This is a genomic window from Sphingorhabdus sp. (assembly GCF_050921905.1).
In the GTDB taxonomy this organism is placed as follows: domain Bacteria; phylum Pseudomonadota; class Alphaproteobacteria; order Sphingomonadales; family Sphingomonadaceae; genus Sphingorhabdus_B.
The window spans coordinates 136,707-162,688 of sequence record NZ_CP050888.1 but is presented as its reverse complement, the minus strand read 5'-3'; the positions used below and the strand labels follow the sequence as shown (position 1 = coordinate 162,688).

The 25,982-nt window shown below is 55.7% G+C and carries 27 protein-coding genes, 1 tRNA gene and 2 pseudogenes; 11 read left to right on the top strand and 19 right to left on the bottom strand.

Features of this window, described 5'->3' with window-relative positions:
• Window positions 1–2: 2 nt before the first annotated feature.
• From HEQ18_RS00765 to HEQ18_RS00755, 3 genes are read left to right on the top strand one after another with little or no spacing between them, the layout of a single operon-like run.
• A complete protein-coding gene (locus HEQ18_RS00765) occupies window positions 3–788 on the top strand; it encodes a TPM domain-containing protein (RefSeq protein WP_432815133.1) in 786 nt (261 codons plus the stop codon).
• A gap of 11 nt (window positions 789–799) precedes the next feature.
• Entirely contained in the window at window positions 800–1,489 is a 690-nt protein-coding gene (locus tag HEQ18_RS00760) for a TPM domain-containing protein (protein WP_432815132.1), read from the top strand.
• A complete protein-coding gene (locus tag HEQ18_RS00755; protein ID WP_432815131.1) occupies window positions 1,486–2,004 on the top strand; it encodes an NUDIX hydrolase in 519 nt (172 codons plus the stop codon). Before HEQ18_RS00760 ends, HEQ18_RS00755 begins: the two co-directional genes overlap by 4 nt.
• Here HEQ18_RS00755 and HEQ18_RS00750 read toward each other — a convergent pair.
• Genes HEQ18_RS00750 through HEQ18_RS00740 form a run of 3 tightly spaced genes read right to left on the bottom strand, consistent with a single transcriptional unit; the run spans window position 2,001 to window position 5,829 of the window.
• Window positions 2,001–2,276, bottom strand: a complete 276-nt coding sequence (locus tag HEQ18_RS00750; protein WP_296198917.1) for an ETC complex I subunit — start codon at window positions 2,274–2,276, stop codon at window positions 2,001–2,003. The two genes, HEQ18_RS00755 and HEQ18_RS00750, sit on opposite strands and share 4 nt — an antisense overlap.
• Window positions 2,277–2,332: 56 nt before the next feature.
• Window positions 2,333–4,786 carry an ATP-dependent helicase HrpB gene (gene hrpB, locus HEQ18_RS00745; protein ID WP_432816018.1) on the bottom strand — a complete coding sequence of 818 codons (2,454 nt, stop codon included), beginning with the start codon at window positions 4,784–4,786 and terminating at the stop codon, window positions 2,333–2,335.
• 29 nt (window positions 4,787–4,815) lie between these two features.
• Window positions 4,816–5,829, bottom strand: a complete 1,014-nt coding sequence (locus HEQ18_RS00740) for a polyprenyl synthetase family protein (protein ID WP_432815130.1) — start codon at window positions 5,827–5,829, stop codon at window positions 4,816–4,818.
• Between the two features lie 96 nt (window positions 5,830–5,925).
• Here HEQ18_RS00740 and HEQ18_RS00735 point away from each other — a divergent pair, with 96 nt between their 5' ends.
• Window positions 5,926–6,213 carry a chorismate mutase gene (locus tag HEQ18_RS00735; protein ID WP_432815129.1) on the top strand — a complete coding sequence of 96 codons (288 nt, stop codon included), beginning with the start codon at window positions 5,926–5,928 and terminating at the stop codon, window positions 6,211–6,213.
• Here HEQ18_RS00735 and HEQ18_RS00730 read toward each other — a convergent pair whose 3' ends face one another.
• From HEQ18_RS00730 to HEQ18_RS00710, 5 genes are all read right to left on the bottom strand, one after another.
• Window positions 6,214–7,524 (bottom strand): sensor histidine kinase, encoded by a 1,311-nt coding sequence (locus HEQ18_RS00730; protein WP_432815128.1) that lies wholly within the window; start codon window positions 7,522–7,524, stop codon window positions 6,214–6,216. It lies immediately after the preceding gene.
• 83 nt (window positions 7,525–7,607) lie between these two features.
• Window positions 7,608–8,273, bottom strand: a complete 666-nt coding sequence (locus tag HEQ18_RS00725) for a response regulator transcription factor (protein WP_296198906.1) — start codon at window positions 8,271–8,273, stop codon at window positions 7,608–7,610.
• Between the two features lie 72 nt (window positions 8,274–8,345).
• Window positions 8,346–8,642, bottom strand: a complete 297-nt coding sequence (locus HEQ18_RS00720) for a PepSY domain-containing protein (protein WP_432815127.1) — start codon at window positions 8,640–8,642, stop codon at window positions 8,346–8,348.
• An 80-nt stretch (window positions 8,643–8,722) separates the two neighbouring features.
• A complete protein-coding gene (locus HEQ18_RS00715; RefSeq protein WP_397606343.1) occupies window positions 8,723–9,439 on the bottom strand; it encodes an SIMPL domain-containing protein in 717 nt (238 codons plus the stop codon).
• A gap of 27 nt (window positions 9,440–9,466) precedes the next feature.
• Entirely contained in the window at window positions 9,467–10,315 is an 849-nt protein-coding gene (locus tag HEQ18_RS00710; protein WP_432815126.1) for a D-amino-acid transaminase, read from the bottom strand.
• A gap of 135 nt (window positions 10,316–10,450) precedes the next feature.
• Here HEQ18_RS00710 and HEQ18_RS00705 point away from each other — a divergent pair, with 135 nt between their 5' ends.
• Complete coding sequence (locus tag HEQ18_RS00705) at window positions 10,451–12,253, top strand: ABC-F family ATP-binding cassette domain-containing protein (protein ID WP_432815125.1); 1,803 nt, start codon at window positions 10,451–10,453, stop codon at window positions 12,251–12,253.
• A gap of 261 nt (window positions 12,254–12,514) precedes the next feature.
• On the opposite strand, the gene HEQ18_RS00700 is transcribed toward HEQ18_RS00705, so the two are convergent.
• Entirely contained in the window at window positions 12,515–13,012 is a 498-nt protein-coding gene (locus HEQ18_RS00700) for a DUF6456 domain-containing protein (RefSeq protein ID WP_432815124.1), read from the bottom strand.
• 88 nt (window positions 13,013–13,100) lie between these two features.
• On the opposite strand from HEQ18_RS00700, the gene HEQ18_RS00695 reads away from it, so the two are divergent.
• The gene (locus HEQ18_RS00695) at window positions 13,101–13,664 is read left to right on the top strand and encodes a helix-turn-helix domain-containing protein (protein ID WP_432815123.1); all 564 of its coding nucleotides are present in this window, start codon (window positions 13,101–13,103) and stop codon (window positions 13,662–13,664) included.
• Window positions 13,665–13,667: 3 nt separating this feature from the next.
• Here HEQ18_RS00695 and secF read toward each other — a convergent pair whose 3' ends face one another.
• The 3 genes from secF to yajC form a co-directional block, all read right to left on the bottom strand.
• A complete protein-coding gene (gene secF, locus HEQ18_RS00690) occupies window positions 13,668–14,657 on the bottom strand; it encodes a protein translocase subunit SecF (protein WP_296198892.1) in 990 nt (329 codons plus the stop codon).
• A gap of 10 nt (window positions 14,658–14,667) precedes the next feature.
• On the bottom strand, window positions 14,668–16,266 hold the full coding sequence (gene secD / locus HEQ18_RS00685; RefSeq protein WP_432815122.1) for a protein translocase subunit SecD: 1,599 nt from the start codon (window positions 16,264–16,266) through the stop codon (window positions 14,668–14,670).
• A 67-nt stretch (window positions 16,267–16,333) separates the two neighbouring features.
• Window positions 16,334–16,660 carry a preprotein translocase subunit YajC gene (yajC, locus tag HEQ18_RS00680; protein ID WP_432815121.1) on the bottom strand — a complete coding sequence of 109 codons (327 nt, stop codon included), beginning with the start codon at window positions 16,658–16,660 and terminating at the stop codon, window positions 16,334–16,336.
• Between the two features lie 179 nt (window positions 16,661–16,839).
• Between yajC and HEQ18_RS00675 the strand changes: the two genes are divergently transcribed.
• Window positions 16,840–16,916: transfer RNA gene (locus tag HEQ18_RS00675), tRNA-Pro, on the top strand.
• 97 nt (window positions 16,917–17,013) lie between these two features.
• Here the strand turns inward: HEQ18_RS00675 and HEQ18_RS00670 are convergent.
• From HEQ18_RS00670 to HEQ18_RS00650, 5 genes and pseudogenes are all read right to left on the bottom strand, one after another.
• A complete protein-coding gene (locus HEQ18_RS00670; RefSeq protein WP_432815120.1) occupies window positions 17,014–17,883 on the bottom strand; it encodes a Fic family protein in 870 nt (289 codons plus the stop codon).
• A gap of 71 nt (window positions 17,884–17,954) precedes the next feature.
• Window positions 17,955–18,701, bottom strand: coding sequence for a nucleotidyl transferase AbiEii/AbiGii toxin family protein (locus tag HEQ18_RS00665; RefSeq protein WP_432815119.1), 747 nt, complete (start codon window positions 18,699–18,701; stop codon window positions 17,955–17,957).
• Window positions 18,698–19,006 carry a hypothetical protein gene (locus HEQ18_RS00660; protein ID WP_432815118.1) on the bottom strand — a complete coding sequence of 103 codons (309 nt, stop codon included), beginning with the start codon at window positions 19,004–19,006 and terminating at the stop codon, window positions 18,698–18,700. Before HEQ18_RS00660 ends, HEQ18_RS00665 begins: the two co-directional genes overlap by 4 nt.
• A 92-nt stretch (window positions 19,007–19,098) precedes the next feature.
• Complete coding sequence (locus HEQ18_RS00655) at window positions 19,099–19,398, bottom strand: DUF6471 domain-containing protein (RefSeq protein WP_432815117.1); 300 nt, start codon at window positions 19,396–19,398, stop codon at window positions 19,099–19,101.
• A 243-nt stretch (window positions 19,399–19,641) separates the two neighbouring features.
• A pseudogene (locus HEQ18_RS00650) lies at window positions 19,642–20,850 on the bottom strand (IS3 family transposase).
• Window positions 20,851–21,026: 176 nt separating this feature from the next.
• Here HEQ18_RS00650 and HEQ18_RS00645 point away from each other — a divergent pair.
• The 3 genes from HEQ18_RS00645 (at window position 21,027) to HEQ18_RS00635 (ending at window position 24,026) form a co-directional block, all read left to right on the top strand.
• Complete coding sequence (locus HEQ18_RS00645) at window positions 21,027–22,040, top strand: IS110 family transposase (RefSeq protein ID WP_432815116.1); 1,014 nt, start codon at window positions 21,027–21,029, stop codon at window positions 22,038–22,040.
• Window positions 22,041–22,061: 21 nt separating this feature from the next.
• Window positions 22,062–23,285, top strand: coding sequence for an IS256 family transposase (locus HEQ18_RS00640; RefSeq protein ID WP_432814241.1), 1,224 nt, complete (start codon window positions 22,062–22,064; stop codon window positions 23,283–23,285).
• Between the two features lie 477 nt (window positions 23,286–23,762).
• Window positions 23,763–24,026 carry a transposase gene (locus tag HEQ18_RS00635; RefSeq protein WP_432815115.1) on the top strand — a complete coding sequence of 88 codons (264 nt, stop codon included), beginning with the start codon at window positions 23,763–23,765 and terminating at the stop codon, window positions 24,024–24,026.
• Here HEQ18_RS00635 and HEQ18_RS00630 read toward each other — a convergent pair.
• Window positions 24,027–25,090 (bottom strand): IS630 family transposase gene (locus HEQ18_RS00630; RefSeq protein ID WP_432814187.1). Its coding sequence is split into 2 segments (ribosomal slippage): window positions 24,027–24,596 and window positions 24,599–25,090, totalling 1,062 coding nucleotides; the frame shifts between segments, so codons are not numbered across the junction.
• Between the two features lie 79 nt (window positions 25,091–25,169).
• Here HEQ18_RS00630 and HEQ18_RS00625 point away from each other — a divergent pair.
• Window positions 25,170–25,277, top strand: a pseudogene (locus tag HEQ18_RS00625) (IS1595 family transposase); the annotation flags it as partial.
• A gap of 53 nt (window positions 25,278–25,330) precedes the next feature.
• Here the strand turns inward: HEQ18_RS00625 and HEQ18_RS00620 are convergent.
• On the bottom strand, window positions 25,331–25,885 hold the full coding sequence (locus HEQ18_RS00620) for a hypothetical protein (protein ID WP_432815114.1): 555 nt from the start codon (window positions 25,883–25,885) through the stop codon (window positions 25,331–25,333).
• Window positions 25,886–25,982 lie beyond the last annotated feature (97 nt).

Genomic DNA, 25,982 nt, shown 5'->3' with positions numbered 1-25,982 from the left:
ACATGAATAAGGCCCTTGGCCTCATGATTGCGCTGCTGCTGGCCCTTACCGGCCAAGCAGCAGTTGCGCAGGATTTTCCCAAGCTGACTGGTCGTGTGGTGGATCAGGCGAACCTACTTGACCCACAGCAAGAGGCCGCGCTCACTGCCAAGTTGGCGGGGCTGGAAACCCGCACCAAGCGTCAGTTGGTGGTAACAACGCTGAACAGCCTCGAAGGCTATGAGATTTCCGATTATGGCTACCGCCTTGGCCGCGCATGGGCACTGGGTCAGGATGGCAAAGGCGAAACTGAGAAGGACAATGGCGCAATCCTGATCATTGCGCCTAATGAACGCAAAATGCGGATTGAAGTGGGCTATGGCCTTGAGCCAGTTCTAACCGACGGTCTGTCCTCCAGTATCATCCGCAACGACATCACGCCTCGGTTCAAGCAAGGTGATTTTATCGGTGGCATCAATGCGGGCGTTGACCGCATCGTCACACAGTTGGAGCTACCCGCCGATGAAGCCGCCAAGATAGCTAACGCAGCGCAGGAACCGCGCGGGCGCGATGAGGGCGTTCCTTTTGGCGCGATCATATTCGTTCTGTTCCTGATCTTCTTCGTATTTCTGCCGATGTTCCGTTCCATGAATGGTGGCGGGCGCAAGCACCGGCGCGGCGGCATGGGTCCCGTGATCATCTGGGGAGGCGGTGGCGGCTTCGGCGGTGGCGGCGGCGGATTTGGAGGTGGCGGCTTTGGCGGCGGAGGCGGCAGCTTCGGCGGCGGCGGTGCGTCGGGCGGCTGGTAGGAACATTTGATATGAACATACGTAAAATAAGCCAAATGAGCGTATCTGACCATGTGTTGGTAACAGCCGCAGTCGCCGATGCCGAACAACACACTAGCGGCGAAATCGTTACGATTGTGACGGACCTTTCGGACCATTATGACGATATTGCAATGGCTTGGGCAAGCGCCGTCGCGTTCCTTGCGCTGGTGAGCTACGCGACCTTTCCTGACTTTTACATCGGCCTGATTACCCGTCTTTCGGGTGGCTGGGGTCATGAATATACAACGGGTGAATATGTCGCACTGTTGGTGACCGCTGTTGCGTTGAAATGGGTCGGAACTTGGTTGATTCTGAAATGGACACCCTTGCGCATGGCGCTCACGCCAAAAGCCACAAAACTGGCCCGCGTACGCAACCGCGCCATCAGTCTTTTTAAGGTTGGAACGGAGTCAAAGACACAGGCCCGAACCGGCGTTTTATTGTATCTTTCGATGAAAGAGCATCGCGCGGAAATCGTCGCGGACGAAGCCATCGCTTCCAAGGTTGCGCCAGAGGTTTGGGGTGATGCAATGGTCGCCTTGCTGGATCAGGTGAAGGCCGGAAATCCCGGCGCTGGTGTCGCGGCAGCGGTGGCGCAAATGGGCTTGGTTTTGGCCGAACATTTCCCCAAGGGCAGCAATAACCCTAACGAACTACCCGACAGGCTCATCGAATTATGATGGAACAAGACGAGGAAGAAACCGTGATGTGGCAAGGGCGCTTCATCACGGCGAAGACGCGCGGAAAATGGGAATATGTCAGCCGTGCGCGCGGAATCAAGGCAGCGGTAATTCTCGCAATGGAAGGTGATCATGTCCTGCTCGTCGAACAATATCGCGTTCCGCTTGGCGCGCGCTGCATTGAACTACCCGCTGGCCTGATTGGTGACCATGAAGAGGGCGAAGACACATTGGTGTCCGCTGCCCGAGAGCTTGAGGAAGAAACCGGCTATCGCGCCGACCACCTTGAGATCGTTGGCGCGTTTTTCTCGTCACCAGGCATGGTCAGCGAAAGCTTTTCACTCGTCCGCGCACGTGGCTTGACAAAAGTAAGTGAAGGCGGCGGTGTTGACGGCGAAAATATCATCGTCCACCGCGTTGCCCTGGCCGACTTGCCGCATTTTGTTCAGGAAAAGCGGGCCGAAGGCTGCGTCATGGACGTCAAGCTGCTGATGCTGCCCGGAATGATCGCTTAACGGAAATTATCCGCATAAGCCTGAAGCTTCAGCGTTTTCGGCGGCGTTGGGATGAAGGTCGCGACAATGCCCTTTTTCTCCGCATAAGCGCGCGCCGCGTCCATGCTTGGGAAGGTCAATTGCACCTGCGCTTGCGTATCGCCTGAGCCTGCCCAACCCATGAGCGGGTCGGCTTTGCGTGGTTCTGCCGGCACATATTCCAGCACCCATTCGCGGCGTCCACTGCCCGATTGCATGGCATTTTTAGGGCGTTGAAAGATACGGGCGGACATATTGTATTTCCTGACGGTTGTTTCGCCACCGCCTTGCCCGAACAGCATCTGAGTCGTCAAGCGTTCCGGGGCGTAGCGCGCGCTTGTGCTTTTTTGGTCTTGAGACTGGCGACGCTTTCCCACGGTGCGTCGGGCCAGTTATGCTTGGGATAACGCCCCCGCATTTCTTTGGCGACATCTCGCCAGCTTCCGCGCCAGAATTCGGGAAGGTTGCGCGTTGTCTGAATAGGACGACCTGCAGGCGAGGTTAGGCTGAGAACAAGTGGTATGCGGTCAACGCCTACCAACGGGTGCGTATCAAGGCCGAACAAAGCCTGCACGCGCAATTCGACGGTTGGACCGGCTTCGGCGGCATAATCGATATCATGTTCGGTTCCGGCAGGGCTTTTGAACGACGCGGGCGTGATTTGGTCAATGCGAGTCCGCACGTCCCAACCAAGAATATTGTCCAGCGCCTGCACCAAACCCGATGGCGCGACATCACGCAAGCGGCTCACCTTGCCCAGCAAGGGCAGAAGCCATTGTTCCGCGCTGTGCGCCAAAGCATCGTCGCTGAGTGCCGCGATACCGGCAAACAGCGCGCGTTCCCGAAGCGCACGAGCCGAAACTGACCAAGGCAACACGTCGATCCCGATATCTCGCACAGCGGCTAACAAAGCGTTGGCAACGGCCTGCGGGTTGGGTTTTTCAACGCGCCCCTCGCTCAGCACAATCGCGCCAAGCCGCCGCTGCATGCGTGCCTCCACACGGTCTGCGCTTTTGTCGTAGGACAATATTTCCTGACTGACGATTCGATGCGCAAATCGACCCATGATTTCCGGCTCGGTCAGCGCCGCCGCCGACAATATACGCGCGCCCGATGCCGCGCCTTGCACATCGGCCACGGCAAGCCATTGGGCGCGTGCGAGAGGCGATGTTGGGTCAAGCTGAAGCCCGCGGCCCATTGCGCTGATCCATCTTTCGCCCTTGGGGTCGCGACGCTTCGTTATGCGCTCAGGAAACGCTGTGGCGATCAGGCCGCCGATGCTCAGGGGTTCGACCCCGCCATTACCGCTACACAGCCGCGCAATACGCTGCGCCAATTTGCGCGCGGCTTCTGCCTTTGGCCCGCGTTCTCGCGCAAAGCGTTCATAGCGTGCGTCAATGTCCTCACTTTGCCCGCCCAGACCGCGCTCTTGCATCAGGACGGCCAACATCGCTGCGTCCTCCGCTTGCCCGCTATGGGCGGCGGTCACGACCATATGCGCAAGGTTCGGCGGTAAAGGCAGGTTGGCAAGCGTCGTTCCGTGCGCCGTAATCCGTCCCTGCGCGTCCAATGCGTCCACCGACATCAACAGCTTACGCGCTTGCTGAACGGCGGCGGCAGGCGGCAGATCAAGCCAACGGAGTTTCGCAGGATCATTTTCGCCCCAGCGCGCGCAATCGAGCAACACAGGCGCAAGGTCGCTTTCAAGAATCTCGGGCGGGTCGAATGGCGGCAGGCCTCCATTGCCCGCCGCCTCCCATAGCCGATAGGCAACCCCTGCCTTTTGGCGCGCGGCACGCCCGGCGCGCTGTGTTGCGGCAGACAGGCTTGCACGCTCGGTGACTAACCGCGTGACGCCAGCCGCTTGGTCAAAACGCGCGCGTCGTGCAAGGCCGCTGTCTACCACCACACGCACCCCATCAATGGTCAGGCTGGTCTCGGCAATGTTTGTGGCGAAAATGACTTTGCGGCGACCTTGCGCGTCACGGCGGACCGCAAGCCGCTGGGCCACTGGATCAATCTGCCCATGCAGCCTGTGCACAACGATATCAGGTCCGCAATCGCCCAAAGTGTCAAAGGCGCGGTCAATCTCACGCACGCCGGGCAGAAATGCCAATATGTCGCCCTGCTGTTCCGACAGCGCTTGGCGCAATATGCGCACGATATCGGTTTCAATCGGCAGTTCGGTCCTGCGGCCGACATAAAGATATTCCAAAGGCCATCTTTTGCCCTCGCTTTCCAGTACAGGCGCGTTGTCCATCAATATTGAGAAACGCGATCCATCCAAAGTCGCCGACATTGCCAGCAAGCGCAGATCAGGCCGGAAAGCGGCCTGCGCCTCCAACGCCAGCGCGAGGCCGAAGTCGCTATCAATGCTGCGTTCGTGGACTTCGTCAAACAGCACAGCCGTTACGCCTGATAGCTCAGGGTCACTGATAATCCGGTTGCGAAAAATGCCCTCGGTCATCACCAATATGCGTGTGCTGGGGCCAACTTTGCTATCGAGCCGTGTCGCGTATCCAACCCGTCCGCCGACCGTTTCGCCCAAATTTTCGGCGATACGTTCCGCCGCCATGCGCGCGGCCAAGCGGCGCGGTGACAGCAACAGGATTTGCCCGTCGCAATATGGCTCATCCAATAAAGCGGCCGCAACCATCGTTGTTTTGCCCGCGCCCGGCGGGGCGATAAGAACGGCGTTGGGGGCCGCGCGCAACGATGCCAGCAAATCGGGCATCACCGCCATGACAGGCAATGCTTCGGTCATGTTAAGCGCGGGCGGCACCGCTTCATCCGTCAATATGCGCGGGCTATTGCGAACTTCACTGCCTCAGTCAGCGCAAATTTGGCTTCGCCTGCGGGGAAATGCGCAATCGCATCTATTGCACGCTGACCATAATGCCGCGCCCGATTCAATGTGTCGTCAATGGCATGATGTGCACGCAACAATGCCCGGGCATGGGCCAAATCGGCGTCACTCACCCGATTGCCAAGCATCGCGTCGCGCCAGAATTTCTGCTCTTCGGCGTTGCCACGGCAATGCGCGAGAATAACGGGCAGCGTAACCTTGCCATCGCGGAAATCGTCGCCGCTGTCCTTGCCCATGGTCGCGCCGTCGGAGACATAGTCGATGGCATCGTCCACAAGCTGGAACGCAATGCCAAGATTGCGGCCAAAGGCATCCAGCGCCATTTCCTGCGCCTCCCCGCTTTCGGCGACAACCGCAGATATCCGGCACGCCGCCGCAAACAAAGCCGCCGTTTTCGAACCAATGATGTCGAGATATTTTTCCTCAGTCGTCGAAATCTGCCGCTGCGCAGTCAACTGGTGGACTTCGCCCTCTGCAATAACCGCCGACGCATTTGAAAGGATTTTAAGAACCTTGAGCGAACCATCCTCAACCATCAGCTCAAACGACCGGCTGAACAGAAAGTCGCCGACAAGCACAGCCGCTGGGTTCCCGAAAATCAGGTTCGCAGCAGTCTTGCCCCGTCGCATGTCGCTGCCGTCGACAACATCATCATGCAGCAAAGTAGCGGTGTGAATAAACTCTACGGCTGCAGCCAACTTATGATGACGATCACCAGGATAATCCAGCAACTGCGCGCAGGCCAAGGTAAGCATTGGCCGCATTCGTTTGCCGCCGCCGGCAATTAAATGGCCAGCCAGTTCGGGAATAAGCGGGATTTCGGACTGCATACGGTCAAGAATAACCGCATTGACCTTATTCATACCCAAAGCGACCAATTTCAAGATTGGGTCAAGCGATGGTGCCTGATGCCCGCCGATTTTGTGGATAGTTGCCGTCATAATCTGATCGCTGTGACGCGCACGGCGAGGATAGGCAAGTGCAAATGGCGTATTTCCTCTTGTCCGTTGCGGTCAATATCGGCACAGATGACATCAATGAACGACGCAGACGCCCTCGCCCGCTTTCGCGACAGCATTGATAATATTGATGCTGCGTTGGTTTTCATGCTCGCCGAGCGGTTCAAGATAACGCAGGCGGTGGGGGAGTTTAAGGCGCAGTCATCGCTGCCACCCGCAGACCCCGCACGTGAAGAGCGGCAGATACAGCGGCTTCGGCAATTGGCACGTGACGCCAAGCTTGATCCTGATTTCACCGAGAAATTCTTGCGCTTCATCATTGACGAAGTCATCCGCCATCATCAGCAAATCCGCGACGGAAGTTAATCAACTTATCGCTTTTGGTAAACGTAGTCTGACCAGAAGTCCGCCGAGATCCTCACTTTTTTCCAACGCGACAGTCCCGCCATAAATTTCGACAACGTCGCGTACGATCGCGAGACCAAGGCCGGTACCAGGCTTGCCAGTATCCAGCCGCGCACCGCGATCAAACAGCCGTTCACGTTCGCTTTCGGGGATACCTTGTCCGTCATCCTCAATGATCATTTCCACAAAATCGCCAGCATCCTCGACGGTCACAAACACGCTGCCGCCGCCGTATTTGGCCGCGTTTTCGATCAGGTTACCAAGCATTTCATCCAGATCCTGACGTTCCACCCGTGCAGCAATTGCTTTGTCTCCGGCCATATCAAGTCGGACATGCGCATAAAGACGACCGACCGCGCGCTCCACCGCTTCCAAGCTGCCCCAGACTACCGCGCGGCTGTGGCTGTGGCCCCGGCGGCCGACGGCGCGGGCGCGGGCCAAATGATGGTCCACCTGACGCCGCATCGTTGTAGCTTCGCGAATGACCGTTTCCGATATATCGGGGGCTTGCGCGGTCGCGCTATTCATGATGACCGTTAATGGCGTCTTGAGCGCGTGCGCAAGGTTACCCGCATGACGGCGCGATTCCTCCGCCTGTTTCTCATTATGGTCGAGCAAGGCGTTCAGTTCATTGACCATCGGCATCACTTCGTCGGGCAAGGCATCTGTCACCCGGCTTTCCTCGCCGCTGCGCATTTGCGCGATCGCTTTACGGACGGCACGTAAGGGCCAAAGGCCATAAAATGTCTGTAACGCCGCCAAAATGATGAGGCCAAGCGCCAGCAGAAAGAAGCTTGTCACCAATACCGACCGCAATTCCTGAATTTGTGCATCAAGACTATTGCGGCTCTGCGCCACCATGAATGTCCAAGCGACATCGGAGTCCGGAAGCTTTATGGAGCGCTCTGCGATGCGCAGCGGCTCGTCAGGAAATTCATCACTGTTACGAAAATGAACCGCCTGATCTTTGTGACCAGCGGGCGAGCTAAGTGCGCGGTCCCACAGCGAGCGAGAGGGAAATGGCATCGCGTCTTTGCCAGTAATCTGCCAGTAAAGTCCGCTGTTGGGCTCGAGAAATCGTTGGTCCCCAAGTGGGCGGTTCATTCGGATTTCGCCGTCAGGGCCGATTTCTGCCGAAGCAATCATCGCGGTTAGGACATATTCGATCTGAGTATCAAAATTCTGTTCGACCGAATTGGTCAACACGCGGTCCAGCGCAGCGCCCCCGCCGATCAGCAAAATCGTAATCCACGCAGCTGCCGTCAGGATCATCCGACGCGTAAGCGATCCCGTGCTTTGGAATTGGCTGCGCCAGGTTGGCGGCTTTGGTGAGGACATAATGGCGACTGGCGGCTTCAGCTGACGGGTTCCTCAAGGCTGTAGCCAAGGCCCCTGATCGTCGAAATCACGTCCTGCCCCAGTTTCTTGCGGATGCGGGTCACGAAGACCTCAATGGTGTTAGAATCGCGGTCGAAATCCTGATCATAAATATGTTCGATGAGTTCCGTCCGCGAAACGACCTTGCCCTTGTGGTGCATCAAGTACGACAGCAGCTTATACTCCTGCGCGGTAAGTTTAACCGGCTGCCCGTCAAGCGTCACACGGCCCGAACGTGTATCCAGCCGGACATCGCCTACAGTCAACTCGCTCGACGCATTGCCAGACGCACGGCGGATAAGCGCACGCAATCGTGCAATCAATTCTTCGGTCTGGAACGGCTTGGCAAGATAATCATCGGCACCTGCATCAAGGCCAGCGACCTTGTCCGACCAGCTATCACGTGCCGTCAGCACCAAAACAGGGAATTTCCTGCCTTCCTTGCGCCAGCGGTCAAGAACGGTCAGCCCGTCAATTTCCGGCAGACCAAGGTCAAGGATGACGGCGTCATAATTTTCGGTGAAGCCCATATAATGGCCATCCTCACCATCAACCGAGAGGTCGACAGCGTAGCCAGCGCCTTCAAGCGTTGACTTGAGCTGCTTGCCCAAATTGGGTTCGTCTTCCACGATCAAGATGCGCATGCCGTTCCCTTATATTGTCAATTTTTGTATATTGATGTGGCTAGCAGATTTGCGTGCAGCCACAAAATCCTATCACCGTTGCCGCAACACGCTTCCTGTCCGTCCATCCACATCAACGAAGATAACGCGGTCGCGGTCAATGAACTTCAACCGATATACTTGTGCGCTGGGGTCATATTCCGGCCCCAGATACTGCATACCGCGCATTCGCGGCACAATATTCGCCTCGATCTCGCGTAAGGGCTTGACCTTGCCGGCCCTCATATCCTGCCGCGCCTCATTCTGTTCGCCCCGGCGCGGGTCGGCCGTTACGGGGCTAAGCATCGCGATGCTTGCAAACATAGAGACAAGGACAAGTCGGTGTAACATCCTTGCCCCCTAAGCGTGCGGCATTGAACGCAAAGTGAATGAGGCACCCACTTTTCGCGTCGCATGATGTCCAAAACCCATTATTTTACCATTTCAAATGTGAAAGACATGCTTGCTGCAACGCTGAGTTCGCCCGGCGAGATAGGTGTGGTTTTTTCCGCTGCGGCGTCCATCGAACGCACAAGCATTGGCATTGGTGTAAACCCCCGTCCCTGATCATTTTCTTCGACGCGCAGCACACGCACTTCAGTATAACCAGCCTTCCGCGCCAAGCTGCGCGCACGGTTCATCGCCGAAGCCCAAACCTTATCCCGGGCGGCTTCCTGAAATCTGCTGTCGTCATCAATTCCGAAGCTGGGTCCATTGAAATTGGTCGCGCCATCTACCGCAAGCGCATCAAGGAATGCGCCAAGCTTATTCAAGTCGCGAAGCTTAGCATTGACCATGTTCGATGCCTGATATCCCTTAAAAATCTGCTGCCCGTCGCGATAGTCAAATTGCTGATTCAAATTGATTTGTGTGGTTTGGATATCACGATCAGCAATGCCAAGCGTTTTCAGCCGGGCAACAACAGATGCCATTTGCAGATTATTGGCGCGGACCGCAGCACTTGCCGTTGGTGCCATTGTTTGAACGCCCGTTGAAAATGTGGCGATGTCCGGAGGGGTTTCGACCGTTTCTGAGATCGTCAGGTCAATGACCGGATTGGCGGTGGTAACATGCACCTCAGTCGCCATCGCGCCACTGGTCATCATCCCGCCGGTCACCAGCATCGCTGCCAAAATCAATTTACGCATGTGAAACTCCCATTTTATGCCAACCATTTATATTGCTGTTCGGCGTGCCCAATCCATATAGGCATGGCGAAGCTGAACGGTTGCCGAACCGGGTTGGCCGTTGCCGATTATATGCCCGTTAATCTGCACTACGGGCATCACAAAGCCTGAGGCGGACGACACAAAGGCTTCGGCGGCTTGCTCCGCCTCGTGAACCGAAAAAGGCCGCTCTTCTATGCGTTGTGCCACAAGCGGAAGCACGGATGCACGGGTAATGCCGTGCAAGATTTCGCGGTTAAGTGGGTGCGTGACCAAAACGCCCTCCTGCGTGATGATATGCGCGTTTTGCGCGCTGCCTTCGGTAATCCAGCCATTGCGTTCCATCCACGCGTCGTCCGCGCCGCGCGCCATAGCTTCGTTTTTCATCATGGACGCATACAGCAACTGCGTTGTTTTGATGTCCGCCCTGCCCCAACGCAAATCAGGCATCGTCACCACGCGAAGCCCGCGAAGCGCCGCCGGGTTGTCCGCAAGCGTGCGCGATTGCGTAAAGGCAAGAACCGTGGGCGGCGTGTCGGCGGGCGGAAACACAAAGTCTCGGTCTTCCGGCGTGCCGCGCGTGACCTGCCAATAGATCATGCCTTCATCGACATGATTACGCGCAACCAGTTCGCGGCAGATGGCGAGCCAGTCGTCTGCGCCTGGTGCGCATTTTATGCCGATTTCCGAGAGTGATCGGGCGAGGCGTTGCACATGGCCGTTGAAATCAACGAGTTTGCCGTCGAGTACGGAGACGACCTCATAGACTGAGTCCGAAAACAGGAAACCACGGTCGAACACCGACACCTTGCCTTCGGTTTCTGGGATGTAGTTTCCGTTGAGATAGATATTACGCATGTAAGGACCTTGCTTGAAGCTCTGCCTATCGTCAACATCCACGTTGCCGTTCCCGCTTTCGCGGGAATGACAAACTATGCAGAATAGACAATCTGGCTTGCCCCTGCCAGTGCTAGCCCCTATCCGCCAGCCCATATGTCGCAACCTCCTATCTTCGCCTTCGAAAATCTCGCGCTCCAGCAAGGTGGCGGCTGGCTGTTTCAGGATATGGATTTGTTCATCGGCGCGCGCGACCGGTTGGCGCTCATCGGTCGCAATGGGGCCGGAAAAACGACGTTGATGAAGCTGGTGGCGGGAACCGTCGAAGCTGACAAGGGCAACCGCGTCGTCGTGCCCGGCACCAACATCGTAATGTTGGAGCAAGACCCCGACGTCAGCGCCTTCGACCGGCTCATCGATTTTGCCATTCATGGTGAAAAAGGTCCGCCTGAATATGCGGTGCGCGCGATTGCCGACCAATTGGGCATCAATCTTGATCGCGAAGCGAAAACCGCAAGCGGCGGAGAAAAACGCCGCGCCGCGATCTGCCGCGCACTTGCAAGCGAGCCCGACTTGTTGCTTCTTGACGAGCCGACCAACCATCTTGACCTTGCCGCGATTGAATGGCTGGAGGAATGGCTCACGCGCTATCGCGGCGCATTCATGGTGATCAGCCATGACCGGACGTTTCTGACGCGCTTGACGCGACAGACATTCTGGCTGGATCGCGGGCTGCTGCGCCGCAATGAAATCGGCTTTGGTGGCTACGACGCATGGACTGAACGCGTCTTTGCCGAAGATGCGCGCAATGCAGACCGTCTGGACGCCAAGTTGAAGATTGAGGCGCATTGGTTGGAACGCGGCGTCACTGCGCGGCGCAAGCGAAATCAAGGCCGGTTGGCAAAGCTTTGGGAAATGCGTGCCGCGCGGGCCGCGATGATTGGCCCGCAAGGGACGGCCAAGCTCGCTGCTTCAAGCGACGACAGCAAAACCAAAACGGTCATCAGCGCGCAGAATGTCTGCAAAAGCTTTGGCGATCGCACGATTATTAAGGATTTCACGCTGCGCATTCAACGCGGCGACCGCATCGGCATTGTCGGCGCAAATGGCACGGGTAAAACAACGCTGATCCGTATACTGACCGGTGAGACCGAACCCGACACGGGCAGCATCACGCTGTCACCAACGCTGACAGGCATCGTCATTGACCAGCAACGCAAATTGCTGACGCCCGAAAAACGCGTGCGCGATGTGTTGGCCGATGGCAGCGACTGGATCGATGTGCGCGGCGTGCGCAAACATGTACAGGGTTATCTCAAGGAATTCCTGTTCGACCCCGCCTTGATTGAGGCGCGGATCGGTTCCTTGTCCGGCGGCGAGCAATCGCGCATTTTGCTCGCCCGAGAATTTGCCAGGGAAGCCAATTTGCTGGTGCTGGACGAACCCACCAACGACCTTGATCTGGAAACGCTGGACCTGCTGCAGGAGGTTATCGCAGATTATGACGGCACGGTTTTGATTGTCAGCCATGACCGCGATTTTTTAGACCGGACGGTCAATTTGACGCTAGGTTTGGATGGTTCAGGCCATGTCGATATCATCGCCGGCGGATATGCTGATTGGGAAGAAAAACGCGACAAGCGGGACAAGCCCGCCGCCAAGAGGACCGAAAAAACCGTTTCGACGGAGCCCGCCTCTGCGGCCCCATCAGCACTAAAGAAAGTCAAGCTGACTTACAAAGACCAGCGCGACTATGACCTCCTGCCAAAGCGCATCACAGACATAGATGCCGAGATTGCGGCGGCGGAGATGGAAATGAACGACCCGGCTTTGTACACGCAAAAGCCAGCGCGCTTTGCCGAACTGACCACCAAGACCGAAAGCCTGCGCGCCGAAAAGGATGCCGCGGAGGAACGCTGGCTCGAACTCGCGATGATGGTCGAGAATTCCGCGACCTAGGGTCAGGACTACTCAAATCCACCTTCTCGGTTTGAGGCCATACTGTTCAGTGCCAGGCGGCAAGCGCAGGGCTTAGTGGTTCTAAGTCCAAGCTTGCCAACGCGGCAATGGACAATATGGGTCAAATCCGAGGGACGCCAAAATGGCTTCGATCTCGAAACAAAATGCCCTTGCAGGCAGAATGATTGCCTGCGGCGGACATTTTCCCTCGATATCTTTGCCATTTTGACGCCGCGAAGGTGGATTTAAGTGGTCCTGGCCCTAGCCGGGAATGCGGTAAAAGGCCGCCAGTCGATCTAGCGCGATTTTTAGCACGAGTTTTCCCGACCGCACAGGCCACGACATTTCACGTTCCGCAGCGGGCACACTTTCCCCAACGCAAATGACTCGCCATGCAATATCCGACAAATCGGGGCCAAGCGCGTTCAGCGCGCCGTCAAAGCGGCTTTTGGCCTGCATCATCCGTTCCGTTCGGTTCAGCCCAGATGGCGCTCCGCGTTTTTGACGGCTGCGCGGGATATTCTCCCACGACATAGTTACATGAGGTCCAAGTGCGGCTGATTCATAATCCCCGCGTAATGTCTCGCCAGCCAACATTTGTCGGTTCGACAAATGGCCGCGCGCATGCAGCCACGACAGTGGCGATTCCGATAGGTTAATCGTGACGGTGCGCCGGGTGGCACGACTTTCCGCCACTGGGTTTTCGACCAGCATGCGTGGATCGTGAAATTTTCGGTTCGAATGGGATTTGGCGGGCATCGATAATCTCCTTTGACTGTTCGAATCACCCTTGCCATGTGGTAAATATTGTAGGAAAGAAAAAACCTATTTGGTAACGGAGTGTTCCATGCAAAGTAGAATTCGCGATGTTCGAAGAGCCAAGGGCCTGACACTTTCCGATGTAGCCGAACGCTGCAATCCACCAACAACGGCACAAACCATAGGCCGCCTCGAAACCGGCATGCGCGTGCTGTCGCTCATCTGGATTAACCGCATTGCGGATGCTTTGGGCGTGGATTCCAGCGATCTCGTTGCCCTGCCTGACCAACAATTTCTGCCAGTCGCGGCGGAGCTGCATAAGGATGGAACTTATGCCCCAACTCAGGAGGAGCGCATCATGGTTCCCAATGTCGGCGGCAGCATGGTCGGGCTTCGGATTGCGGCGGCAATGGGCGAATATCGACGCGGCGATGAATTATGGCTTGAGCAACTACAACCGGACGATTTTGCCTCTGCGCTGAATTTGGATGTCCTTGTGCCGCGACCGGGCGGACGGTTCATCTTTGGCCGCTTGCTTGGCCGTGATGCAAGCAAGCTCCACCTTCTGCCGCTTGAGGCCGGCGCACGTCAACAGGTCGTGACCGACCCAGCCTGGATTGCCAAAGCCGTCCGGCTCGTCCGCAAGCTATAGCCGTTAAGGCTGCGCGCCGAAGTCTGCGCCTATCCGTTCGGCCTTAGAACCCGTCACTTCGTCAGTCGGGACGAAGCTATGCGAACCAACCTTAAGCCAGATCAAAATTGGTGATGCCTGATAGATGGACGAATACGTCCCCACGACAATACCAAATGCCATGGCCATGCTGAAACCAAAGATAACGTCTGGTCCAAACAGCACCAGCACGATCAGCGGCAGCGAAATCGATACGCTGGTCATCACCGTCCGGGACAAGGTTTCATTGACCGACAGGTTTAACAGCGAGGCCATTTCCATTTTTCGGAACTTCATCAGGTTCTCACGGATACGGTCATAAATTACGACGGTATCGTTCAAGGAATAGCCGATGATGGTCAGCAACGCGGCAATGATGTTCAGGTCAAACTCCCACCCCGTCAGCGCAAATAGCCCGAAGGTAAGCGTTACATCGTGAACCAGTGACCAGATCGCGCCGACACCGAACTGCCATTCAAAACGGAACCAGATATAGATCGAAACCCCCGCCATCGCGGCCAAAAGTGCCAATACCCCCTTGCCGAACAATTCCTCCGAAACCTTGCCGGACACGGAGTCAACACCGTCAATCCGAACATCGGGATGACCGGCCTTCAAACTGCTGGTGATTTTCTCGGCCATCGCATTGGCCAGTTCCGGGTTTTTGTCGGCGCCTTCGGGCAGTTTCATGCGGATCGAAACCTGATTCTCCGCGCCGAAACGCTGAATTGTCGGGTCGCCATAGCCAAGACTGCCCACCGTTTCGCGCAATTCGGTCACGGGTGCCGTGGCGCTTTGCGTAAAGGTTGCGCGGATCATCTGGCCGCCGATGAAATCGACGCCAAAGTTCAGGCCCTTGGTCGCGACCAACCCTACCGATGCCGCCATCAGAAGTAAGCTGATCGCAAAAGCCCATACACGCCATCTGAGAAAGTCGATATTTGTGTCATCACGAACGAGTTTGAGCAGTTTCATATCAATATCCTCAAATCGTCAATTCAGTGGGACGCGTGCGCTTCACCCAAAGCGACACCCACATGCGGGTGATGGTCACGGCAGTGAAAACCGAGGTCACAATCCCGATCATCAAAACCACGGCAAATCCGCGAATGGGTCCCGAGCCGAAAATGAAAAGCAAAACCGCCGCGATGACGTTTGTGCTGTTCGCATCAAAAATCGCGCGGCTCGCTTCTTTGTACCCGAACTCGATGGCCTGCACCACACGGCGGCCACGTTTCAGTTCTTCGCGAATACGTTCGTTGATCAGTACGTTCGCGTCAACCGCCGCACCAATCGTCAGGACAAAGCCCGCAATCCCCGGCAAAGTCAGCGTGGCGTTCGCAACGCCCATAACGCCCAAGATCATCAAAATATTGATGACCAAAGCAATATTGGCATACATGCCAAAGCGGCCGTAAACGAGGAACATGAGCACAAGAATTGCGGTTGTACCGATAACCGCAGCCAAAACCCCACGGCGAATGGAATCAGCGCCAAGGTCTGGCCCAACAGAACGTTCCTCAACAATCGTCAGGTCAACCGGCAACGCACCAGAGCGGAGCGAGATCGAGAGCGCATTGGCGCTCTCGGTCGTGAAGCTGCCCGAAATCTGCGATACGCCGCCGAAGATCGGCTCACGAATTTGCGGCGCGGAGATGACTTGGCCATCGAGCACAATCGCGAACAATTTGTTCACATTTTGCTGAGTCATGCGGGCAAATCTTTGACCGCCCTCGGAATCAAATTGGATGGTGACAGCAGGTTCATTGGTCTGTGGGTCGAATGTCGGGTCAGCCTTGACCAACTTGTCGCCGGATATGCCGCCCAAGCGACGCACCGCGATATACGGCAGACCAGAGGGATTGTCGGGATAGGGCAGAACTTGGCTACCAACGCGGGCCTTGCCTTGCGCGGTTTGGTCGGGATCAGCCTGTTCATCAACCAGTTTGAATTCAAGCTTTGCGGTTTTACCAATCAACGCCTTCAACGCCTCTGGATCATCCAATCCGGGAACCTGAACGACGATGCGGTTATCACCCTGACGAATGATCGTCGGCTCCAACGTGCCAAGCGCGTTTATCCGGCGGTCAATGACGTCCTTGGCCGTGTCCATCGCTTGGTTAAGCGCAGTTTCGTCGCCAGAGCTTGCTGGTGACAGAATGATTCGGTTGCCGTTGTTTACGCCGATATTCCAATCCCGCGTGCCTGTACTATTGCTGATGATCGGCAAGATCACTTCACGGGCAGCATCCACCTTGGACATGTCGGTGACGTTAAAGCTTAATTGGCCCTCACTGCGCGAGACATCGGCGATCGCAATTTGCGGACTGGCACGGCGCATAGCATTACGGACACTGTCCTCCAACGCTTCGAGGCGGGCCTCTGCTAGTTGCGACGTGTCCGCTTCAAGCAAGATATGACTTCCGCCGGCAAGGTCGAGACCCAGATTGATAGTAGGTGTGGGCACAAATTGCGCAAGCTGCGCACGCATTTGCGATGGCAACAGGCTCGGAATAGCAAAGGCCATCCCGGCAATCAGCACAATGTTGAGCATCCATATGCGCCAACGGGGAAAATCAAGCATAGGGTGGGTCCGAACGAGCTATGAAGGCAAAAGGTGGGCTGGCGGCAAAGCCGTTCAACCCAAAGGGTTAATCATTGGCGGCTTTGGCATTGCGCGACTGCACATTGGCGATGGTTGACTTGACCGCCTTCACCCGCACATTTGGCGCGATTTCAACTTCGACATGATCGTCGGCAACCTTGGTCACCTTGCCCATCAGCCCGCCAGCGGTGACGACGTCGTCATTCTTCTGTACCCCAGCGATCTTGGCTTCATGCGCCTTCGCCCGCTTTTGCTGCGGACGGATTAGGAAGAGGTAGAATACAACAAAGATCAGCAGGAGCGGAAACAACTGCACGAAAAATGCAGAACCACCAGCACCACCAGTGGCAGCACCTAAGATAACAAACGCCATAAAAAACCTCGCACTAATGAAATCGAGCGCCAATGTGCAGCGCAGCCCGGAACTAATCGGGCGCGATTATCACCTGCATCCTGCTGACGCAACGTCAAAGCGTCGACAGCGCGCTTGCTTTTCAAAAACCAGCGCCATATACGCGCTCTTCCATTGACCTCGGCGAGGTCATTGGCGGTCGGGACGTAGCGCAGCCTGGTAGCGCATCACACTGGGGGTGTGGGGGTCGCAGGTTCGAATCCTGTCGTCCCGACCAATAAATCGGCATTATGGCGCAAAGGAAGCTGCAATATTGCCAAGCTATTGATTTATCGACGAAAACACCTCATTTTTCGTCATAACTTTTGACGATTTCAAATGATGCCCCGATCGGCATGCATCTTTGCAATCTCGTCTGCAGTCAGTTTTCGTCGATCCTCCTTAGGTTCTGATTGGAGGTCCTGCTTGGCAAGATTTATCGCTGCCTCGCCAATGATATTCACATATTCTTTCATGGTCTCAAGCAGCCTTGTGTGCATAAAAGTCTGGAACCGAGTGGTATCTCCATTGAGTTGTGCATATTCGATCGCATCGATATACTGCAGGCGATCTTGGGGCCAAACTGAGACTAGGCGATATCCGCCACGCACCAATTGGAGATTCATCAACAGGCGCGAAGCTCTTCCATTTCCATCTTGGAAAGGATGAATAGTGACGAGTTTATAATGGGCTTCAAAGGCATTTTCTGGAGTCAGCGAAGCTTCCTTCAGCCAGGTGGCAAAGTCGGCCATTAAATGGGGAACATCTGACGGTGCCGGGAAGATGACTGCCGAATCTCTGATGCCTCGCTGCGTCACTGCGTATTGCCCGGCGATATCAGGCTTACTACGTTGCAAGATGAGTTGGTGCATCTGCCCGATTTCAACGGCGGATAGGGCAATATCTTTGTCGGCCATTTGATACATCCATGCAAGGGCATCATGATGGTCTACCGCTTCGAGGTGGTCACGTAATGGTTTGCCGTCGACATTGTTCTGCGCCGCCAGAATAAAGATCTTGAACATCGATACGCAGTCATAGGGCGGTCTGCCATCCTTCGAACCGTCCGAACAAGCCAGTGCATTGTCCAGGATCACACGAAAGCCTTCAAAATCCACTATCCGCCCCAGCGCCTCAAGCAGATCGCCATTGGCCGAAAGCCGCTTCAAATGATCCGATAAACCGAACAACCCCGCCTGCTTCATAATCGCCTCCTAATGAGGAGAATGAATCAGATCGCACCCACAAATGCCAGAGGTTTTTGGAGGTGCCCAGCTTAGTATCCTGGTCCGCGACCCTGCATAGCTTGCCAAGCAGCCCTCTTCTGTCCGTCGTTATCGTCAAAAGGCCCCCCGATCTTCTCCAAAGCCGCGATTGCTTCCGACTTCAGTTGCCGAGCCTCTGGTGGTGGCCCGATGAATCTCACTTTTGCGAGTTCGCTTTCGAAGCGATCGTTGGGTATCTGACGAAGGACTTCGGTGGCACCGCGGATTTTATTCCCAAGCGGCTTGGAAAGTCTCTTTGCGAGGTCTGGTATTTCCTGCATTCCCCGAACTAAGTCGACATAATCACGAACCGTGCCTCGATCTCCCCGATGATAAAGCTTTTTCGCCAAAATTTCGGCTGGATCTTCGATCTCTATCATGCGACCGCGATATTCCTCGATTGTCGGTGAACTGTCAGTCAGTATGTCGCTTGAGGCCACGATATCTATTGCACCACCACCGACCCTGAACTTTATGGCATTTCCTCCATCGACATAGTCATTTCCTAGTACAGCTGCTATTTCGTCATTGAGCCATGGACGAAGATACGCGATGATCTGCGGATCGCGTGTGAAGAGATCGACATCCTGGCTGTAACGGTGTCCCCATAGAGCGGAGAGCACTGTGCCGCCGCCGAGCCTTATCGATTGTTTTTGGCTAGTTTCCCGCTCGACTATTTCGATGGCTGTAATGGCTTTGCTAAGCAGTTTTCGCCACGTTTCGAGATCCTTATGGGTTTGTCTGTCAAGGATGCTCATGTGAATATCTCCGCCCATTTAAGTAGGTCTGGCCGTCTGATGGCGCCTTGCATTTGCAGGTTACGAAGCAACGCGTGGAGTGAAGGTCCATTAATCACCTTATCGACGAGAAGGTCGATCAGATCCCAGGTGCTGCTCTCCTGTATGGCCAGTGCTATTGCTTCTTGAGCGTCCTTGGTTCCTGCACCTGAGCGTATGGCTTCCTCAATAATTTCGGGACGAGCTATGCTGTGATGACTAATTTGCGCTTCGTGCCAAAGATTCATAACCGACGGTGACACTGCAGCGCTGATGTTTGTAGTCATGATCATTTTCCTTTCAACTCTAGACAGCGCATTGATGGCCTTAATCAATTTCTTGTTCGCAGAAACACGCCTTTAGATTTTTCATCGCCGTTTTAGGCTTCCGCGATCGATCTGCCTTTGGCAAGCTTTTGTGCCCCACCTTTGCGTCCGCGTTCTTCGATGTCTTTCGGCAACTGCAGAAGGTCGACGCCCAAAGCCTGCATGCACTGGATGAAAAAGACGGCAGTGAAGCGGCCCCGGCTCACCTTGTTGCGCAGGTTGAGTTCATTGTCCTCGATCCCATGGTCGGCGAGCCGTTCGACGAGCCCCGCGAAGGAGACGCCGCGGCGCATCATTTCTGCGCGCAGTATGTTTTTGACCATTTCTTCCCAGACCTTTTCTTCGATCGGCATGGCAACGCTTCCTACAAGTTCACGCAGGTCTTGTAGGATTGAATGCGCATTTATGCCAAGTGGTTATCGTCAATATGCGTGATTAGGGTCATCGTCTGTAATGATATTAGAGTCGACAAAGTGCAATATGTCATTATATATGATGATACGGATCATCACAGAAAATGGCGCAACACTTCCTCCTCTCTGCTATAGCCCGGACGCTTTGGACTTGTAACAGTTTTGCGCCGGTCACTTATGTCATTATGCCACCTTTGCTTCGAACGCCAGCGGGCTGATGCCACCCAGATACGAGTGGCGGCGACGGGTGTTGTAGAACCCGTTGATGTATTGGAAGACTGCTGCCTCTGCCTGCCTTCGTGTTGACCATTTCTGACGCCAGATCAGCTCCGCCTTCAGCGATTTGAAGAACGTCTCAACGGATGCATTGTCGTAACAATTACCTTTGCCGCTCATCGATGGCCGCAGGCCGTAGGCCTGCAATTTCTTTTGATAATCATACGCACAGTATTGGCTGCCGCGATCAGAATGGAAGATGCAGCCTTCGGCGGGTTGCCGCAGGTTTACCGCCATATCCAGCGCCCTGATTGCCAGATCCTTGTTGGCTACGCCGCCCTTCGGGTCATTCTGTCGCTGACCGCCCAGCCAACGACACGGCGGCTGTGTAGATCAAGAACAACAGCGAGGTAGAGCCAACCCTCGGCAGTCCATATGTAGGTAATGTCGCCTGCCCATTTTTGGTTAGGAGCAGCGGCAACAAAATCGCCGTCCAGCCAGTTCGCAGCGATGCCAAGACGATGATTACTGTTGGTGGTGACCTTATGCTTGCGGGTGCGAACTGGGCTTGGCTTTATGATCCCCCGGATCATAAGTTACCTGCGCTCCCGTTGATCCGCATTAAACGGCCAACACGGCGCTCGCCTACAACGAGCCCTACCTCGTTACCGCCCTACGGGCGTTGCCTTCGGCCCAACTCCATAGTCATGCGAGGACGGCCATAGCTGCCGAGACTGAGGCCATATTGTTCACGGATGTGGGCCAGCACTTTCATGTCACCGCGTGACCGTCGGCTTGTCGGCCGTGCGTGCCAGGACCGGTAACCGCGCGTCGATACCTGCATCACGCGGCAAAGCATCTCCACTGGCCAGACATGCCGCCAGTTGTGCACGAATGCGAACCTCACTTGCCGAGGCTCGCGAAGAACTGGGTAGCCTTTTTTAGTATCTCCCTCTCCTCCTTGAGGATACGGTTCTCTAAGCGCAGGCGTTCATTCTCGCGGGCTAAATCCGCTTGCGGCGCTGATACCAGATCGGTTGGCCGATACTGCGATATCCACTTGCCCAGCGTCGACAATCCAACGCCCAGGTCAGCAGCAACACGCCGCCGTGACAATCCGCTGGTCAAAGCAATCCGGACGGCCTCTTGTTTGAAATCTTCTGTATGCTTCATCATCTCTTCGGTCTCCTTGTATGAGTGTTTAACTCTCAAGTGACCGGCACGAAACATAGGGTAATCGCGGGGCTGTGATTAGCTGGACGATGCTGTGATTGAATGCTGGTTGTCCCCGATAGGATAAAAATACGGGCTCACGATTGTGACTGGGCCCAAGCACCTGACGGAGGACAATCATGGATCAATATATCGGTTTAGACGTATCTTTGAAAGACACTTTCATCTCGGTTCGCGAAGGCGGCAAACGGATATGGCGCGGCAAATGCGCGTCTGATCCCACAGTTATAGCCAAAGTGATCCGCACACATGCGCCGAGTGTGCGACGCGTCGTTTTTGAAACAGGCCCGCTGTCGGTGTGGTTCTTTCATGCGCTGACGGCGCAGGGCGTGCCAGCGATTTGTATCGATGCACGTCATGCCAAAGCAGCACTCGACATGGCACCGAACAAGACCGACGTGAACGACGCAGATGGGCTGGCCCACCTTGCCGAGGTTGGCTTTTACCGCGAGGTTCGAGTGAAGAGCTTTGATAGCATGCTCGTTCGCACATTGGTCGCCGCCCGCCATCAGATGTTGAAAATGACGGTTCAGATATCGAACCAGATACGCGGTGTCATGAAAACGTTCGGGCTGATTGTTCCCAAAAGTGCAGGGAACATATTGGAGGGCCACATCCGCACTTTGCTGGCAACGAACGCCGGGCTTGAGCGGATCGTTTTGCCGTTGCTCGAAGCGTGGCTGGCGGTGCGTGCGCGTGTCGCGCAGCTGAGCAAGCAGCTCATCGCCACAGCGCGTGCGGACGAGCAGTGCCAGTTGCTCATGACGATCCCGGGTATTGGCGTGGTAACAGCGTCGTCCTTTATTGCAGCGATCGAGGATCCCGCCAACTTTGCCAAGTCGCGCTCTGTCGGTGCCTGGATCGGCTTGACCACCAAGCGTTACCAGTCAGGTGAGGTCGATTATGCCGGACGCATCTCGAAGCGCGGCGACAATCACCTTCGCGCATTGCTGTACGAAGCCGCTATGGTGATCCTGACGCGGACGACAGCGGACAGTGCTCTGCGTGTCTGGGGCTTGAAGCTCAGGGAAAAGGCCGGGTTCAAGCGAGCAGCCATTGCAGTTGCGCGCAAACTCGCGGTCATCATGCATACGATGGGCCCTGTCATTAATTTCGTGTGTGGGCGGGCATAATGGGTAAGAAGGAGACCTACTATGTCACGACGCAAAGAGCCTGTGATCCCGGCTGAGTTATTGGATCGTCTTTTGGCTGGCACGGATGCTGCTTCTGCATTGGATCAGGGCGGATTGCTTGATTCTTTGAAGAAGGCGTTGGCCGAACGTGCGCTGGGTGCTGAGATGGATTATCATCTGGGCAGCGACGATCAGGCAGGCAACAGCCGCAATGGCTATGGCCGCAAGACCGTGATTACCGATACCGGCAAGATCGATATCGACGTGCCGCGGGACCGTTCCGGCAGCTTCGATCCGCAGCTGATCGCCAAGTATCAGCGCCGCTTTCCCGGCTTTGACGATAAGATTATCTCAATGTATGCGCGCGGCATGAGCACGCGCGAGATCACCGGGCATCTGCGCGAGCTTTATGCCATAGACGTATCGCCTGACCTGATATCGACCGTCACCGACGCGATATTGGATGAGGTTGCCGCCTGGCAGCAGCGCCCGCTTGATCCGGCCTATCCGCTGGTGTTCTTCGACGCCATCCGTGTCAAAATCCGCGACGAAGGCATGGTCCGCAGCAAGGCGATCCACATTGCCCTTGGCGTCCGCGCTGACGGTCGCAAGGAGGTTCTGGGGCTGTGGATCGAGCAGAATGAAGGGGCCAAGTTCTGGCTTCGCGTCATGAACGAACTCAAGAACCGGGGCGTCGATGATATCATGCTGGCCGTGGTCGACGGCCTCAAAGGCTTCCCCGACGCCATCACCGCCGTGTTCCCCGAAGCTGTGGTTCAGACCTGTATCGTGCATCTGCTGCGCAACTCTATGGACTTTGTGTCCTGGAAAGACCGAAAGCCGCTGGCAACCGCACTGAAGAGCATTTACCGCGCCGTCGATGCCAAAGCCGCCGAAGAGGCACTCACCGCCTTCGAGACCAGCGAATGGGGCATGCGTTACCCCGCCATCGGCCAAAGTTGGCGGCGGGCATGGGCTGAGGTCATTCCGTTCTTCGCCTTCCCCGAGGAAGTGCGCCGGATCATCTACACCACCAATGCCATCGAAGCGCTGAACTCAAAGCTGCGGCGGGCGGTCAGAGCCAGAGGGCACTTCCCCAGCGACGAGGCTGCAACCAAACTGCTTTATCTGATCTTGAACCGATCGGAAAAAGAGTGGAAGATGCCACCACGTGAGTGGACCATGGCAAAGGCCCAGTTCGCCGTAATATTCGGCGAACGGTTCATCAAAGCCATGGCGGCATAATGTTCAACCGCCCGCCCACACACGAAATTAATGACAGGGCCATACGATGCTCAAAACCGGCGAACTGTTCAATCGTTCAGCTGGTGCCACAGCCTGACGCGCAAGGCAGAATAGAAAGGCCAATAGACTGAGTTGAAAACCTCTTTCTCGTTTGCGTTCATGCTTTGGGCGCGTCGAGCCGTCCCTGTCGGGGCGCGGGCTGGATCATTGCGTTGTAACGGCTGCAAGTGCCTTATCGGCAAAATGCGAACTAAACATTGGCAAGATCCTTCCTTACGAAACCTATCATGCGGCGCGCAAGTCTCGACCGCGTAGACGACCATGTTCCCGACAAACGACTATCAACGACGCAACCAAAGCTGAACTAGCAAACCAAAACGAACATCACTGCGATCAATCAATCGTAGCCCCAAGAAATATGTCAAAAATCCCCCTTGACGAATATGCGATTAGACGACCGTTACAAGTCCACTCTCTATGCGTTCGATCTTCAGCATGTCCGAGGATCGCGCTTACGCAAAGTTTTGCCGTTTGCGTTGGCATGCAAATAAAGGGAAGCCTATTTGTCCTGAATGTGGTTGCGTCGACCATTGGAAGCTAGCAACACCTCGCAAGTTTGGATGCAGCGGCTGCGGCAAGCAGTTCTCCGTAACGACTGATACTCTGTTCAAAAGCCACAAGATGTCGTTCCGGAAGATGCTCGAGGCTATTGCGATCTTCACTAATACCAACCTGCAATGATCATAACCCACTGGCCCATTTGCGGTGCCCGATGGTCATAATGCGCCAAGGCTGATCTATGAGTTTGTTCCACGCCTCGCAGCAGAGGTCGACGATATTGTCGTGGGAAGTGAACACCCGGTTGGAGAGCCAGTTGTCGCGCATGAACTGCCAGATATTCTCAACCGGGTTGAGTTCAGGACATTTGGCCGGGAGCGCTATGATGCTGATATTGTCAGGCACGTCCAGCTTGTCAGTCATATGCCAACCGGCTTGATCCATCAGTATAACAGCGTGAGCGCCAGGAGCGACGGCGAGCGCTATTTCTGTCAGATGGAGCGTCATGGTTTCGGTATTGCAGAACGGCAGCACCAGCCCCGCGCCCTTGCCGTGCTCCGGGCAGATCGCGCCGAAGATATAGACCGATTTAGTTCGCTGATCTTTGGGTGCCGATGGCCGCGTCCCGCGACGGGCCCAGCGCCGCGTGATCTTGTTCTTCTGCCCGATCCGCGCTTCGTCCTGAAACCAGATCTCTATCGGCGTGCCCTTCGGGAGAGATCTTCTGACCTTTGCCAGCTCGGCGGCAAAGCCCCCTTTTTAAAGGCCTCCATCGCAAGCTCGTTTTGCGCGTGGTGGCGAGGCCGTGCCGTTAGTTTGACATAACCCAGTCTCTTCAGTTCACGCCCGACGGTCGTTGTATCAAGCGAGACCGCAAATTCGTCATAAAGCCACCGGGTCAAATCAATCAGTCGCCAGCGAACAACGCCATGGATCGAGGGGATCGGGCCGGACTCGACCATTTCGACAAGCGCACGGCGCTGGGCATCATTGAGCAGCGATTGTCTTCCAGGCGCTTTGCCATCTAGCAGCCCATCAGGACCACGCGCATTAAAGCGAAGCACCCAGTCACGCACAATCTGCAAGCCAACACCGCCGATCCGCGCCGCCGTTGTCCGGCGGCCGCCGTCATAAATCTCAGCCAATGCCAAAAGCCGCCGCGCCTGGTTCGCACTTTTCGACTTCCGCGCCAGTCGCCTCAAGGCAGTGCCGTCAAAATCATCCCGCAAGCTAATCGCTGATCCCATGTCACGTCCTCCAAATGAAGAACAACATAGAATCAGACTTTCCACCGTTTGGGAATCCCAAATCTGAGTCAGCCTCAGCGCAGCTTGGTATAACGGCGCGCTTGGTGTCTCGGCACTGCGTCTTTCACGCGAGATCAACGTTTCATACAAAACAGCCTGGGTGCTAGCTCACAAGATGCGTGAAGCGCGATCCAGATAAGGCAGAGCTCATCAGAGCGTTAAAAATCGCCTAGCTCTGTTCTAGGCTGGCAATATCGACCAGTAGATTGGCCATTCGCCCTCGCCTTTGACGTGCTTATCACGTCGTTTGCGCATGTTGCCATCGACGGTGCTGCATATCCTCTGCACCAGTTCCCAATCTGATGAATCAAGGCCGTGCCGTGCGACAATCATTTTGGCGATCTGGCGGGATGTCATTGGCTTATCCTCCTCACGAAGGATCGTCATGCAATCTTTCGACACTGTGCCAATCTCAAAAGGCAGACCATAAGTGCCGGCGCGGACCGGTTTTACACCTTCGGCGTTCCATTCGGGGTTAACCTCGAAGAATATGCCTGTTGCGTTGGCGACAAGATGTTCGAGCCTGGCAGCGCGAGCCCGCAGAGTCGATAATTCGACGTGCGATCTCTCGATTTCCTGGATCTGTTTTTGCACATCGAGAAGCTCGCCATTCCAAGCGGCATATTTCTTCTCTAACGAAGCCTGTAGATTGCTTATTCCCATGAGAAATTGTCTAGGGATTTCAAAAAGATTCGTGGAGTCCGAAATTACTTCTTTTGCGCCATAATGCCGCAATAAATCAATGATTTAGTGGCCTCTCGATGACCCGGCAAAGGGTTAAAATGCCGCTGGTGGCGCAGTGGCGCAATGTCCGCTGGGTGATCAACGGGCC